At 41.3% G+C, this 15,255-nt stretch carries 9 protein-coding genes; 7 read left to right on the top strand and 2 right to left on the bottom strand.

Annotated features, from left to right (window positions below):
* The first annotated feature begins 15 nt into the window (after nucleotides 1–15).
* Both SLH46_RS13135 and SLH46_RS13140 read left to right on the top strand, forming a co-directional pair.
* On the top strand, nucleotides 16–1,878 hold the full coding sequence (locus SLH46_RS13135) for a RagB/SusD family nutrient uptake outer membrane protein (protein WP_320281655.1): 1,863 nt from the start codon (nucleotides 16–18) through the stop codon (nucleotides 1,876–1,878).
* 249 nt (nucleotides 1,879–2,127) lie between these two features.
* On the top strand, nucleotides 2,128–3,324 hold the full coding sequence (locus SLH46_RS13140; protein ID WP_320281656.1) for an MFS transporter: 1,197 nt from the start codon (nucleotides 2,128–2,130) through the stop codon (nucleotides 3,322–3,324).
* Between the two features lie 9 nt (nucleotides 3,325–3,333).
* On the opposite strand, the gene SLH46_RS13145 is transcribed toward SLH46_RS13140, so the two are convergent.
* Both SLH46_RS13145 and SLH46_RS13150 read right to left on the bottom strand, forming a co-directional pair.
* Nucleotides 3,334–5,094, bottom strand: coding sequence for a DUF6057 family protein (locus SLH46_RS13145; protein WP_320281657.1), 1,761 nt, complete (start codon nucleotides 5,092–5,094; stop codon nucleotides 3,334–3,336).
* A 10-nt stretch (nucleotides 5,095–5,104) separates the two neighbouring features.
* The gene (locus SLH46_RS13150) at nucleotides 5,105–6,622 is read right to left on the bottom strand and encodes a TolB family protein (protein ID WP_320281658.1); all 1,518 of its coding nucleotides are present in this window, start codon (nucleotides 6,620–6,622) and stop codon (nucleotides 5,105–5,107) included.
* A 341-nt stretch (nucleotides 6,623–6,963) separates the two neighbouring features.
* Between SLH46_RS13150 and ilvD the strand changes: the two genes are divergently transcribed.
* The 5 genes from ilvD to SLH46_RS13175 all read left to right on the top strand — a co-directional run bounded on the left by ilvD (nucleotide 6,964) and on the right by SLH46_RS13175 (nucleotide 15,245).
* Nucleotides 6,964–8,793 carry a dihydroxy-acid dehydratase gene (ilvD, locus tag SLH46_RS13155; protein WP_320281659.1) on the top strand — a complete coding sequence of 610 codons (1,830 nt, stop codon included), beginning with the start codon at nucleotides 6,964–6,966 and terminating at the stop codon, nucleotides 8,791–8,793.
* Between the two features lie 82 nt (nucleotides 8,794–8,875).
* Complete coding sequence (gene ilvB / locus SLH46_RS13160; RefSeq protein ID WP_320281660.1) at nucleotides 8,876–10,573, top strand: biosynthetic-type acetolactate synthase large subunit; 1,698 nt, start codon at nucleotides 8,876–8,878, stop codon at nucleotides 10,571–10,573.
* A 36-nt stretch (nucleotides 10,574–10,609) separates the two neighbouring features.
* Nucleotides 10,610–11,152: an acetolactate synthase small subunit gene (gene ilvN / locus SLH46_RS13165; RefSeq protein ID WP_320281661.1), complete on the top strand. Its 543-nt coding sequence runs from the start codon at nucleotides 10,610–10,612 to the stop codon at nucleotides 11,150–11,152.
* 777 nt (nucleotides 11,153–11,929) lie between these two features.
* Complete coding sequence (locus SLH46_RS13170; protein ID WP_320281662.1) at nucleotides 11,930–13,039, top strand: mandelate racemase/muconate lactonizing enzyme family protein; 1,110 nt, start codon at nucleotides 11,930–11,932, stop codon at nucleotides 13,037–13,039.
* A 121-nt stretch (nucleotides 13,040–13,160) separates the two neighbouring features.
* Nucleotides 13,161–15,245, top strand: a complete 2,085-nt coding sequence (locus SLH46_RS13175; protein WP_320281663.1) for a TonB-dependent receptor domain-containing protein — start codon at nucleotides 13,161–13,163, stop codon at nucleotides 15,243–15,245.
* Nucleotides 15,246–15,255 lie beyond the last annotated feature (10 nt).

Genomic DNA, 15,255 nt, shown 5'->3' on the forward strand with positions numbered 1-15,255 from the left:
TGAAAAATGAAGAATATGAAAAATATATTAGGTTCGATACTGGTGTTGACGCTTATTATTGCAACAACATCATGCGACGATATTCTCGACCAAAAGGCGGTTGACGCTTTTAACGAGGAATCTGTTTTTGAAGACTTAAACCTAACAAAAGCATATTTGGGCAGATGTTACGACTTTATTGGCGTTGACAACAATATGTTATTGGGTTTAAGGGAAGACCTTCTATCAGGAGCTACCGACGAATTATTGTGTATACACCGTCCGAGTGGTTATCCGTTCCTAAAGGGAAATATGAGCCCTGATGAATTGGGACACTTTGGAAACTGGCGTTTCAACTGGATTTCGTGGAGTTTATACAGCAATATTAAAAACGTTAACGTATTTCTAGCAAATGCTGAAAACGTGCCTACCGAGAATGCAAATGAAGAAGACGATCTGGCAACTTATATTGCAGAAGCATATTATATCAGAGCTTTCGATTATGTAAATCTAATGCGCTCGTATGGTGGATTAGTATTGGTTGACCAGCCATTCGAACTGGGTGAAGATTTCTTATCGATCAACAGATCGTCTTTGGATGCCACACTCGATTTTATTCTTGCCGATCTTGATAAAGCGATTGCCGGACTTGGAACAAAAGATGAAATGGAACAGGGACGTGCAACAAAAGGTGCTGCCGCAGCATTAAAATCGCGTATTTTAAGCTGGAGTACCGGTGAACTGATGCATGGTAGTTATTCTACTGACCCGCTGGTTTCATTCCAGTCGCACAGCAGAGAATCATTACTTGCGCAGGCGCAAACAGTTGCCAAAGCAATCATGGACGGAAACTATGGAGATTACTCGCTTACAGGTGGAACAGACGATCCTCCTTCTCCATTAACTGATGCCGATGTTGATGCCTATTCAGAAAACTTCTCTAGCATTTTTACGCAAAAAGGCGAATGGAATGATGAAGCTATCTGGGGTGTGCAACACCTGCAGGCACAAGGTAACAGAACCACACAAAACAGATGGTGGGGACCGAACGGTTACCACAACTGGGGAAACAATGGTCCTAACGAACTTGCAGTTCGCGAATTCGAAATGGCCGATGGTAGCTCATTTGTTTGGGATAAATACACTCCTGGCGATATTGAAGTAAGAAAAGCTACTGCTGCTGAACTGGAAGCCGATCCTGAAATGAACCCATACGTTGGAAGAGAACCTCGCTTTTATGCAACTGTTCTTTTTGATGGTGCAAAATGGATCGACCGCCCAACCGATGGTGCAGCTTTAGACCCTGAAGGACGTGTTCAAACCGGCTATTATGTTGCAAGCGACGGTTCACAAACCGCAGGATTGGATACCCGCCAGGGACCAATCGAAGCATGGAACGGTACTAAAAACGGTTATTACATCAAAAAATACCAGGATCCGGCAACTGTTGGACAATACTTTAACAACGAAAATGCATGGATTGAAATGAGATACGCAGAAGTTGTTTTAGACTATGCCGAAGCTTGTATCGAATTAAATGAAGTTGAAAAAGGTATGGATGCACTGAATATGATTCGTAACCGTGCAGGATTACCCGATAAAATGACAACCAGCCAGGCAGAAGCCAGAGAATGGTACCGCCACGAACGAATGGTAGAATTCTTTGGTGAAGGCGACCGCTGGTATATGATTCGTAAATGGATGATTGCAGGTGACGTTATTAAAACGGTTCACCCAATTAAAATCTATCATTACGAAGATGGTAGCCACGAATGGTTCTACGACACTTCATCAGATGCTGATGCAAGATCGTGGAATGAAGCAAACTACTGGTTACCTATTTCACGTACGGAAATAAACAAGGCTCCGCAGTTGGACCAAAATCCCGGTTACAACTAGTCGTTTAGTTTAGTTAGTTATAAAAAAGACCGGCAACTGAGCCGGTCTTTTTATATCGACCAATTCATTTAGTACTTTTCACAATAAGAACGACTATTTTTTTTTGACTGAACTTCTGGAAAATACGATCTGAATTTCATCCAACATTCAACAACCATTGCTGAACCTGAAGAGGTTCCGGTTCTTCAAATCATTTTTTTTGCTAAACCTATGCATTGGCATTTGCCCATTGCCTAAATTCCTATTGTCATGATTAGAATAAAACTGTCCCTGATGATGCTCCTCCAATACATGATGTACGCTGTTTGGTGGGTTCCTCTCGCTGCTTATTTAACCAACCTTGATGTTAGCAGTTTCGAAAAATCGATGATATTAAGTTCGATGGCGATTGGCTGCCTCGGTTCGCCGGTTATTGGAATGCTGGCCGATCGCTTTTTTCCGGGTCAAAAAGTACTGGCTTCGCTAAACCTTTTGAACGCGATAATGCTACTTATGGCCGGAACAACAAATCAACCCGACTTACTTTTTATCTTTCTGCTTATTGCCATGTTGGGTTATATGCCAAGTTGGAGTTTAACAAGTTCTATTGCCATGGCGCATATTCCGTCCGAGCAATTCCCCAAAATAAGGGTGTTTGGCTCCATTGGCTGGGTAACATCCGGTATTTTCAGTGTGATTTTCATTAGCATTTTGGGCCTCGATTTCGACGGAACAAACATTCCCTTCTATTGCGGAGCTGCAGTAAGTATTATTGCCGTATTTGTAAACCTTACCTTACCAAATACACCACCCCCCGCCAAAGGAAAAAAAGGTTCGCTGATTGATGCTTTTGGCTTACGAACTGTTGAATTAATGCGCGATAAAAACTTTGCCATTTTTATCATCTTCTCGTTCTTGTCGCTTCTTCCATTTGCGATGTATTACTCGTTCTTTTCCGAGTTTCTGCTAAACATCAATACCAAATACATTTCAGTTACCATGAACTGGGGCGTGTTGGCTGAAATGGGATTTTTACTACTAGTTCCGCCGGCCATTAAAAAGTTTGGTTTACGAAAGGTGATGATTTTTGGTCTGATTGCTTTAACCGTGCGCTACCTTTCGTTTTATGCGGGTGGTGTTATCAGTCAAAGCTGGATGTATTACATCGGAATTCTGATTCACGGATTGATATTTGGATTCTTTTATGTTGGGGGTCAGATTTACATCGATAAAAAAGCACCAGCCGAATTACGGTCGCAGGCACAAGGATTTATTTTCCTTGTAACATTTGGTGCCGGCCTTTTGATTGGAAATTTTATTTGCAGCGAATTAATTGACAATTTTAAAAGTGATGCAGGTTATAACTGGAATGCCATTTGGGGAGTAACCACACTAAGTTCTGTTGTTTTAGTGATAGCTTTTATGTTGCTATTTAAAAACAACGACGACCTCTTAAAATCGGAATAAAACAAACCGTTAATTGAAAAAGACATAGTACCAGTACGTATCGGCAAAATCACGCAGCGCAACTTGTGCTTTGCGCTTGTCCGCCTGGTTTTGCTGATATATCTGGTAATACTGTTGAAAACGCTGTTCGGTTTTAGGATCAATTTTCAGCTGTTTTAGTTCTGGCATCTCTCCTACCCGCAACAGTTTGTAGGTCACCACTGCTTCTTCAATATTTTTGGGAATCTTTTTTAATCCTGCATTTTCCAAAGCCGGCAACAATTCAACAATACCTTTCATATCTTTTTGAAGCATCAACCACGACAGCTCGTATTGTAATGCAACCGAATTATTCGGATCAGCATCTAAAACAGGCAGCAAATTCAACCACGGCGTATCGGTTTTTACAAAAAAATCGAGTTTTGTATCCTGCTGCTTTTTTCGTCCTAATTCTTTATCACTCAACACCGCAGCATCGTTGTTCATAAACTTCCTGAAATAGATTGCGTCATCCTTATAAAACAACGATCGATCAAGCATTGAAATGTATTTTTCCGCTGTTCGGTAATTTCCTTTAATCAGCTCGGTTTTAATCAGCATTTTTAGTGTTTCGGGTGTGGCTCCATAAATAACCATGTATTCGTAAGCCCAACGCTGTGCCTCGTTTATAACACCAATGGCGTAATAATAATACCCGCCAAACTGTAAATACTGACCAATATTTTGCCATTTTAAAAACAAGGTGCTCCCGTCGTCGCTCTGCCGGAATTTAAAAAACGAATCGCCCAAACGTCCGGTTTCGGCCAATGCCACATTATTTAAAAACAGCGTTAGTTTGTTGTTGGTCGGTTCGTTAAAATTATAACGAATCAGCTCGTCATATTTTTGCTCGTAAAACAATTTCTCCGCGTGAAAATAGTGTTTACTCCTTTCATCAATATTCTGAAATGCAGCGATAATCATCAATCCCAAAATCAGGTATGGCGACAGTCCTGCCAGCTTTATCTTCCTGATCGCTATCCGCTCGATTACTTTAATTCTGATTTTTGCAAATACCGGGATAAACAACAATAGCAAAGCCGTCAGACCAAACAAAATAACTTGCCCGCCGATTGCAGTTGACGAAAACGGAAAAACCAGAAGCGAATCTGTGGTATAGAAAAACAAAAATTCTTTTCCAATCCAAAAGAACATGCCAAGACTTATCCAACTCAACACCAACTTTAACCAGCTTTTTTGGAACAGGAAATATATGGTTGATAATCCGAGTAATAGAAAAGAAAAACTACCAAACAAAAAATAAGCTACGGGAATAAGTATTACCGCTAACCACTGATAATTGGGTTTGCTTATTATCAGCCCCCCAAAGAGTAGTAGTTGAAATAAAATCCCAAGGTTATTTATAGCCTGATATTGATAATTAGTTTGCAGGTAAAAAAGTAAGGCTCCCGCCAGAAATGGTACAAACAGAATATTTTCGGCTCCTAACTGTTTCCCGATTCGTCCCATCAACCAAACAAGAAGCAATATTTGAGCACTCACAACTAGGGCACCAAGCAATGGATTATAATAGAATGCCATTTGCAACTTCCCAAGGTATTCAAGTAAACCTCCCGGTTGATCCAAGTGCTGTTTCAGGAACGCAAAAGACACCTGAAACAAAGAAGATTTCTCCTGATAAAAGAAAATATAGTTGGTAAAACTGTACAGAAAAAAAGTGCTGAACAGAAACAGCAAGGAAACTGGAAATAAGCGGGTTATTATTTTGGTTTTATCTGAAACAGAATTCATTTCAATAGATTTAGTTCGTTGCCCACTGGGCTTGTATGGCCTTTTTACCGGCAGCTTCCCGAATTTCGCCCGGAGTGAGGTTTATATCCGTTTGGGCAAATTCGGGGATATTAAATGTTTTTACAAAATCCCTGTAAAATCCGGGATCTTCCTGTGGCAAAACAAAAGGTTTACTTGCAGCACCGTTTTCATCAATAAGCGAAATGTACGGGCGGGCCGTTAAACCGTCACCGCGTTTACTGCTAAATACCAACCATTTACTATTCGACGACCAACTGTGGTAACTTTCAGTAAAATCGCTGTTGTTACCACATTTTTCCACCTCCAAATTTTTCAAATCAATAGAGTACAGATCGGCTTCTTTATGCCATATCGAAAAGTTACCATAGTTATGCAAGGTAAAGATCAGCACATTTCCGGCCGGCGAAATCCGGGGAAAAGAAACGCTTTTTCCAATAGCAACAGCATCAAATACTAACTCAGGTTCTGAGAATTTTCGCTGCTCCGTATCAAACGCAACACGGTACAAATCATATTTAATATCGCGGTAATCGTAATTCTCTTCAATTTGGGCAGCACGACAGAAATACAAAAACTGTCCATCAGGCGACCATTCCGGGTAAGTATCCATAAATTGTTTTTCCGGATCAACAGGCACCGGCATCATTTCATTTTTGTCGAGATCGTATAGTACCAACGAAGAGTTCAAATCAGAAACCTCAATCTTTTTGTTTTCCATGGAATGAAACTGCTGAACCACTTTATTGGACGAAAAAGCCACATATTTTCCCGACGGATGCCAGCGCGGATAAACAGCACCATTTTGCATTTCTTTGGTTTTCAGGTTCACTTTTTTCAACTCACCATTTTCAACAAAATAAGTTCCGCCCAAATTACCACGCATGTGGAACATAAAATTTTCGGCATTCTGATTATTAAAAGCATGACAGTTCACACAATTTTGCCCCACAACATTATTTTCAATCACCGCCTTTTCCTTAAAACTTTCGAGGCTACGCTTAACAATACTTATTTCGGTCCAGCTTTCGTATCCCGGATATAACAAACGGTAATACAAAAACGGATCAACTTTTTCAGTAGAAACAGTATTACTAAACGATGGATATTGATTCCAACTACCGTCTTTTTCTACTGAAATTTGATAGCTGAGTTTAACTCCGGCGTTTTCAGCCAGAAGATTTTTCCATTTCTTTTCTGAAAAACGAAACTTACCGTCGCGTGATGAAACGGCTAAACTGCCACTCTTTTCTCCCGACACCTTTAGATAATAAGCATCTCCTTCTTCTTCAACCATAAAATTTAAGGGAGCAATATTGATCGGAATTGTCACTTCGGTGTAGTCCGGATATATCGTAACCGCCTCCGGAACTGTTTGAACTTCCCCGTCCGGCTCTGATACACAAGAACATATAAAGAGCAAACAGATAAGATATATGGAATGGTTCCCTAGGTTCATAAATAGTTTAAATATTCCGTTTATTGCAAAGCCTGAAATTAATAAATTCATTCAAAACAGCCTCTTTTAACAGGCAGTAAAAATTGACAGATTTACAGCCAAAACATTTACAATCCCGAAGTAAATCTTCAAATATGTTTAAAATTCATTCAAATTCCGAGATTTTAATTTCAATTCGTTTTGAGAATAAATTATAATTTTTACATTTGCTTCAGCTTTACAAAAGATTATGAAAATTTTATCTATCAATATTATTGTCCTACTCGTTGTCATTCTTAGAATTACTGAGAAAGGCCATTAATTTGTATAGATACTAAAGATATTTATAAGCCTTTCTCAAAACAGAGAAAGGCTTTTTTAATGTTATAACAGACAGTAAAAGACAAAGAAGTATGCAAAATACATTGCGAAGTAACACAACAACCCAGGGCCGACGAATGGCTGGTGCGAGGAGCCTTTGGAGAGCAAACGGAATGAAAGAAGAACACTTCGGAAGACCGGTGATCGCTATTGTAAACTCATTCACCCAGTTTGTTCCGGGTCATGTTCACCTTCACGAAATTGGACAGTACGTAAAAAGTTTGATCGAAAAAGAAGGCTATTTTGCTGCTGAATTTAACACCATTGCCATTGATGATGGTATTGCAATGGGCCACGATGGAATGTTATATTCGCTGCCTTCGCGCGATGTAATTGCCGACAGTGTGGAATACATGTGCAATGCCCACAAAGTGGATGCGATGGTTTGTATTTCGAACTGTGATAAAATTACTCCGGGAATGATGATGGCGGCTATGCGCCTGAATATTCCTGCGGTTTTTGTTTCGGGTGGTCCGATGGAAGCCGGCGAGGTTGACGACAAATTCCTTGACCTTGTTGATGCCATGGTTATGGCTGCCGACACAAAAATCGATGATTCGTATGTACAAAAGGTGGAAGAAAACGCTTGTCCTACCTGCGGATCGTGCTCGGGAATGTTCACCGCAAACTCGATGAACTGTCTGGCCGAAGCGATTGGTTTGGCACTTCCCGGAAACGGAACGATTGTAGCCACACACGCCAACAGAAAGAAATTATTTGAAGAAGCTGCACAACGCATTATTGCAGCAACAAAAGCATATTATTTCGAGGGTGATGATTCGGTACTACCAAGAAGTATTGGTACACGCGATGCCTTTTTAAATGCAATGAAACTCGACATTGCAATGGGTGGATCAACCAACACGGTTCTTCACCTGCTGGCTATTGCGCACGAAGCCGAAGTTAGCTTCACCATGCAGGATATAGACCAGCTTTCGCGCATTACACCAAACTTGTGTAAAGTTGCGCCAAACGGTCATTATCACATTCAGGATGTAAACCGTGCCGGTGGAATTCTTGGAATTTTGGGTGAATTGGAAAAAGGCGGTTTAATGGAAACCAATGTTTCGCGTATCGACGGGAGAACATTGGCAGAAGCCATTGCCGAATACGATATCAAACGTGAAACTGTAACCGAAGATGCAATAAACCGATTCAAATCGGCTCCGGGCGGTGGACGAAACCTGGTTATGGGATCGCAGCAAAGTGTTTACAAAGAACTGGATGACGACCGTGCAAAAGGATGTATCCGCGATTTTGAAAATGCTTACAACAAAGACGGCGGTCTGGCTGTTCTCTTCGGTAATATCGCAGAAAAAGGATGTATTGTAAAAACTGCAGGTGTTGATTCATCGATCTTTAAATTTACGGGAACGGCAAAAGTTTTCGATTCGCAGGAAGATGCGGTTAACGGAATTCTTGGCGATGAAGTTCAAAAAGGTGATGTAATTGTAATTCGTTTTGAAGGGCCAAAAGGAGGACCGGGAATGCAGGAAATGCTCTACCCTACTTCGTACCTGAAATCGATGCAACTGGATAAACACTGCGCACTGATTACCGACGGACGTTTCTCGGGTGGAACATCCGGATTGTCGATCGGACACGTTTCTCCGGAAGCGGCAGGCGGAGGCGCAATTGGGTTAATTCGCAATAACGATAAAATAGCAATCGATATTACCGAGCGTTCAATTAACCTGGTAATTTCTGACGAAGAATTACAAAAACGCCGCGACGAAGAAGATGCCAAAGGAGCAAAAGCCTGGAAACCGGCTTCGCGAGAACGTAATGTTTCGAAAGCACTAAAAGCTTATGCGAGCCTGGTATCTTCGGCAGATATGGGAGCCGTAAGATTGATCGACTAAGATTTTTAACAGATAGCACAAACTAAGACAAAGAATAAACAAAAAGCCGGTGAGCAGACGCCGGCAACAAAAACGAACAGATATGACAGCAAAAAGAGTTACCGGTTCACAAGCATTGATCCTGTCGCTTATGGAAGAAGGGGTGGATACCATTTTCGGTTATCCTGGCGGTGCAATTATGCCCGTTTACGATGCGTTGTATGATTTTGACAAAGAGGTAAAACACGTATTAACACGACACGAACAAGGGGCGATTCACGGAGCCCAGGGATATGCTCGCGTCAGTGGAAAACCAGGAATTTGTTTTGCTACTTCCGGTCCGGGTGCAACCAACCTGATGACCGGTATAGCAGATGCAATGATTGATTCTACACCTCTGGTCTGCATTACCGGACAAGTAGCTGAACCTCTGCTGGGAACAGATGCATTTCAGGAATCGGATATCGTTGGTATGTCAATCCCTGTTACAAAATGGAACTACCAGGTAACTACGCCCGAAGAAATTCCAACTGCAATTGCACAGGCATTTTACATCGCAACTACAGGCCGACCAGGTCCGGTTTTAATCGATGTAACTAAGGATGCTCAATTTGGCGAACTGGATTTTGAATACGAAAAATGCACAAAAATCAGAAGCTACGTTCCCGAAATGCAGGTTGACCCGCACCAGGTGAAAGCAGCCGCTGAATTGATCGATGCCGCAAAAAAACCATTGATCTTGTTCGGTCATGGTATCATTATCGGTCGTGCAGAAGAAGAACTTAAAGCTTTTGTGGAGAAAACCGGGATTCCAGCCGCATGGACACTTTTGGGACTTTCGGCACTTCCAACCGAACATCCGTTAAATGTTGGCATGTTGGGTATGCACGGAAACTACGGGCCAAATAAACTGACCAACGAAGCAGATCTGATTATTGCGGTTGGAATGCGTTTTGACGACCGTGTTACCGGAAAAGTAAGCGAATATGCGAAAAAGGCAAAGATCGTTCATCTTGAAATTGACCCGGCTGAAGTTGATAAGATCATAAAAACCGATGTAAGCGTTTTGGGCGATGCTAAAAAAGCGTTAAAAATGCTTACAAATAATGTAAAAGAAAACAGTCACACAGCCTGGCTCGAAGAGTTTAAAAAGTGCGATGTTATTGAAAACGAAAAAGTTATTCAGAAAGACTTATTTCCTACAAAACCCGGATTAACCATGGGAGAAGCTGTAAGGATTGCTTCTGAAAAAACAAACCACGAAGCGGTTTTGGTTACCGATGTAGGTCAACACCAAATGATAGCTCAGCGCTACTTTAAATTTAAAAACTCGCGAAGCAATGTTACTTCAGGAGGTTTAGGAACCATGGGATTTGGTTTGCCTGCAGCAATGGGTGCACAACTTGGTGCTCCCGACCGTACCGTTGTTGCCATGATTGGCGACGGTGGATTCCAAATGACCATTCAGGAACTGGGAACCATTGCACAAAACAAATTGCCGGTAAAAATAATGCTGCTGAATAATAACTTCCTTGGAATGGTACGACAGTGGCAACAGTTATTTTTCGATAAACGTTATTCATTTACCGAATTACACAATCCTGATTTCATTATGATTGCAAAAGGTTTTGGAATCGACGGACATACGGTTGACACGCGTGATAACCTGGAGGAGAGTATCCAGAAAATGGTCGACCACGACGGTCCTTATTTGCTTGAGGTTAAAATTGAAAAAGAAGATAACGTGTTCCCAATGGTACCAACGGGAGCATCAGTATCGGATGTAATTTTAGAACCTTAATCTATTCACGAATCGAATAACGAAAAAGTTAACAAAATGAAACAAGAATATATCATAACAGTTTACTCTGAAAACCATATTGGTTTGTTAACCAGAATCACTAACGTTTTCACGCGAAGAAAAACAAATATCGATAGCCTTACCGTGTCGGAATCGGCGCTACAAAACATTTATAAATTTACCATTGTTGTGCACTGCACTACCGCAATGGCGATAAAACTGGCTAGCCAGATTGAAAAGCAAATTGATGTATTAAAGGCATTCTACCACACCAACGCTGAAATGATCTTCCAGGAAATTGCTTTGTATAAAGTACCGATCGACCCGATTTATGAAAGCGATACCATTGAAAAGATCGTTCGTAAAGCCGGAGCACGTATCCTTGAAATTACCAAGGATTATGTGGTAATTGAAAAAACCGGTCACAAGGAAGATACCCAGGCGCTGTTCGAAGAATTAAATCAATTTAAAGTGATGCAGTTTATTCGCTCGGGTAGAGTTGCGATTACACGCGATCCGATTGAGCGTTTATCTGAATTCCTAAAAGAACGAGACGCCTATTTAACAAGTTTAGATTAAAAAATCTATAGTCCAAAACTACCTGCCCGTCAGTAATTCTGACGGGCATTTTTATTTTCCAATACGTCGCTCTTTCAACACGCCAACCAAACAGCACCTGTAATATCCTGAAGGTTATCATTTTAAAATGACAACAAATTGATTGTTTTCTGCCTGCCGGCGGCCAAACTATTTGGCTTAATCCAAATAGTATGCACAAAGATCAAGGCTCCTTTTGTTCTTAACCCTCCATTCTCATAAAACCCAAATTCGGACGGGTGATCTCCTCAATTCTTCGGAGCTTCCCGCTCTCATTAAGGTTTTATTTCGACTCCGGGCTAAAACCAAAAGAGGCCGTTCCCGATTGTAACGTCAGCTAGATCGAAGTGTGGCCTCGACCGGTGAGCCGGAAAACAAGCGGTAACGGCGTTCAAAAATTACTGATGTCTGAGGAGGTACGACGAGTTTCAGGAATTTTAGCCGTTACCGCGTACCTGCCTGCCGGTAGGCAGGGCTTTTCCGAGGGAAGCGGGCGCAGCCTTGGGTTTTCTGTCTACTCTTTGGGCTAAGCCGGCAGCGTAGAATCCGCCTGATAAGGCATCAAGAACATATCTTTTTCTGTTAACTTGATCCAGTACTGAAATTTGGAACTTAATTTTCGTCCTACTCACCTCATATTACAGATGATCTTTGATCATCTTCAATCTTAATTCTTTTGTTAATCGCTCACATTTTTATCATTTGTCATACCAATTCTTTAAAAGATTTATCAACTTTGTAAAAAACTGCACTATTACAATGAACCTTATAATCGAAAAGATTGATATTTACCAATCTCCCATCAAATTAAAAGAACCGTTTATTATTTCTCTGGGCCCAATGCACTATGCCCAGAATGTTATTATTGCCATTCATACAAACCAGGGTATTACAGGCTTTGGCGAATGCAGTCCGTTTATGACGATCAATGGTGAAAGTATGGAAACCTGCTTTGTTGTAGCACAATATCTTGCCCAGGTATTAAAAGGAAAAAATCCGGAGGATATTGAAGCATGCACGCAAGCAATGGACAAAACCATTTACGGTAATTCGAGCATTAAAAGTGCTTTCGATATGGCGTTGTATGACATATCTTCACAAAAGGCCGGCCTACCACTTTATAAGTTTCTCGGAGGTCATAATCAAAAAGAAATGCAAATTGATTATACCGTAAGTTTGACCAATCCTGAAAAAATGGCTGCCGATGCAAAAACCATTGTCGATAATGGTTTTGAAATTGTAAAAGTAAAATTGGGACATTCAAAAGATCAGGATGTAGAAAGCATCAAAAAAATCAGGGAAGCAATAGGTCCAAAAATTCCAATTCGCCTGGATGCTAACCAGGGATGGAAAACCGATGAAGCACTTGACATTTTAAAGGCTTTAACTCCATATAAAATACAACATTGCGAAGAGCCAATTCCGCGCTGGGATTACATGGAATTAGCGGAGATTAGGCGATTCAGCCCAATTCCGATAATGGCTGACGAAACCTGTTGCGATCATCATGATGCCAAACGTTTAATAGCGTTGAATGCCTGCGATCTGATCAATATAAAGTTGAGCAAATCGGGCGGTATTTTCAAAGCATTGAAAATTGTTAAACATGCAAAAGCGGCAAAAATGAAGATTCAGGTTGGAGGTTTCCTTGAGACTCGTCTTGGCTTCACCGCTTCGGCTCATTTCTCATTGTCGTCGGATAACATTGTGTATTACGATTTCGACACTCCGCTGATGATGGAGGAAGATCCGGTAGAAGGAGGAATAAAATACAGCAAGAATGGAGTGGTAACAATTCCTGAAACCCCGGGATTAGGAGCCACTATTAAACCGGAATTTCTATCAGAATTGAAGAAGATTACGGTTTAATTTTCTGCAGAAAAGAAATATTAACCCCCAAATATTCTTTTCGTTGACCCGGCACTTTTAATGTTTAACATTATTCCCCACTTTTCGTTAACTTTGATAGGAGAACTGAAAACAGCCTGCAATGAAAACAACGTGGAGAACAATCACATTTCTACTATTTTTCACGGTACTTTTACCATCCGGTATTATACGCGCCCAATTACCATTTTCAAAACAAGACACTACGATTTTACGCGACGAAATTGAAGAAATCACTATTACTGCTTTTCGCTCGCCCTACAATATTTTTAACACTCCTGCCCCGGTAAACCTGATTCTTCCGCTGGAATTTGAATCGGGAGATGCGCTGACTCCCATTGATGCCTTAAATCGGGTCCCGGGAATTTTAATGCACCACGGAACACTAAACACCAACCGTTTAACCATTCGTGGTATTGGCTCGAGAACGCCATACGGCACCAACAAAATAAAAGCCTATTTTGGTGAAATTCCGCTAACTACCGGCGATGGTGAAACCGTTTTAGAGGATCTTGAAAACACGTCCATACAACGTTTAGAAATTATAAAAGGTCCATCATCAAGTTTGTACGGCGCAGGACTGGCCGGCGTGCTGCTTTTTCATCCAAAATCGGTGGAAAAAGATTTTGTTCAGAACGAAACTACCGTGGCTTCGTTTGGCACGTATAAAAACACATTAAGTGCCGGAGTTAGTACCGACAGATTGCAGATTTATACACTGGGAGCTTTACTTTCGAGTGATGGTTTTCGCGAAAATAATTCTACTACACGTGGCAATATTCTTCTGAATTCAACCTATAATTTTTCGGATAAATCGAATCTGCAGTTTCTGGCAAAAGCCACCAAAATGAAAGCCTATATTCCCAGTTCGCTTGATCTGGAAACTTATCAGAATGATCCGCAAAGCGCAGCTTTAAACTGGGCCGGCGTTCACGGATACGAGGAATATACCAATTCTCAGCTGGGTGTTTCGTTCAATCGTTTTACGCTTAACGAAGGCAAAATATCAGCCGGCGTGTTTGGAAGCACCCGCAAACTGGATGAATTGCGGCCTTTTAACCGACTGAAAGAATCGTCGGATTATATTGGTTGGCGGGCCTACATGCAAAAGGTTGTTACAAGCGATGAATTTCGTTTAGTTATGACCACAGGAATAGAAATGTTCCGTGAAACTTACGACTGGCAAACCTTTGACAACGACGATGATGAGTTACTTTCGGATAATAACGAAAAGCGACAATACGAAAATCTGTTTGTTCAGGTTGAATCAAATATCAAAGACCGGCTGTTTATTTCGACCGGACTAAACGGAAACCTTACCCGCTTTAAATACACTGATCATTATCTTGATAACGGCGACCAGTCTGGCAAGAAAAATTACAAACCGGTGTTATCGCCACGCCTTGGTTTGAACGTTTTACTGGCCGAAGAATATTCTCTTTTCAGTAACGTCAGCCATGGTTTTTCTACCCCTACTTTTGAAGAAACGCTGATGCCCGAAGGCACAATAAACGAAGATATAAAACCGGAATCGGGCTGGAGTTTTGAGACGGGATTCAGGGCACAGTTTACTAATCGGTTTAAACTGTCGGCAAGTTATTATCGTATTTATATCGACAACTTGCTGGTTGCACACCGCACCGGCGAAGATGCGTACATTGGTGTTAATGCCGGCCAATCGGTTCACCCCGGTTTTGAAGCCGAATTTACCTGGGTAACCATAACGCACAATAAAAATCATTTGCTAACGATTTACGGAAGCACCACATTGGCCAACTATCATTTTAATGATTTTGTGAATCTTGGAACCGATTATTCCGGCAAACTTTTACCGGGCACTGCCAAAGAAACGTTTAGTCTCGGTGCCAATTTATCTCCGCTAAAAAACCTCTCTTTAAATGCCTGGTACCGTTATAACGGCGAAATGCCCGTTGACGATGCCAACTCTGCTTTTTCAGATGCTTTTGGCCTGACCAATACCGAGATTCGTTATAAGGCCAAAGCAGGTGCTATAAAGTTTGATTTACGTAGTGGCGTGCAGAATATTTTTGATATAAATTACACCTCCATGCTAGCCGTTAATGCTCCGTCATTCGGTGGCAATCCTCCACGATATTATTATCCCGGAAATCCGAGAAACTTCTATTTCAGCATTTTAATCGGTTTAAGCGAAAAGCCCAATCCTTAGTTATCGCGTA

Source organism: Draconibacterium sp. IB214405 (genome assembly GCF_033963885.1).
Taxonomy (GTDB): Bacteria; Bacteroidota; Bacteroidia; order Bacteroidales; family Prolixibacteraceae; genus Draconibacterium.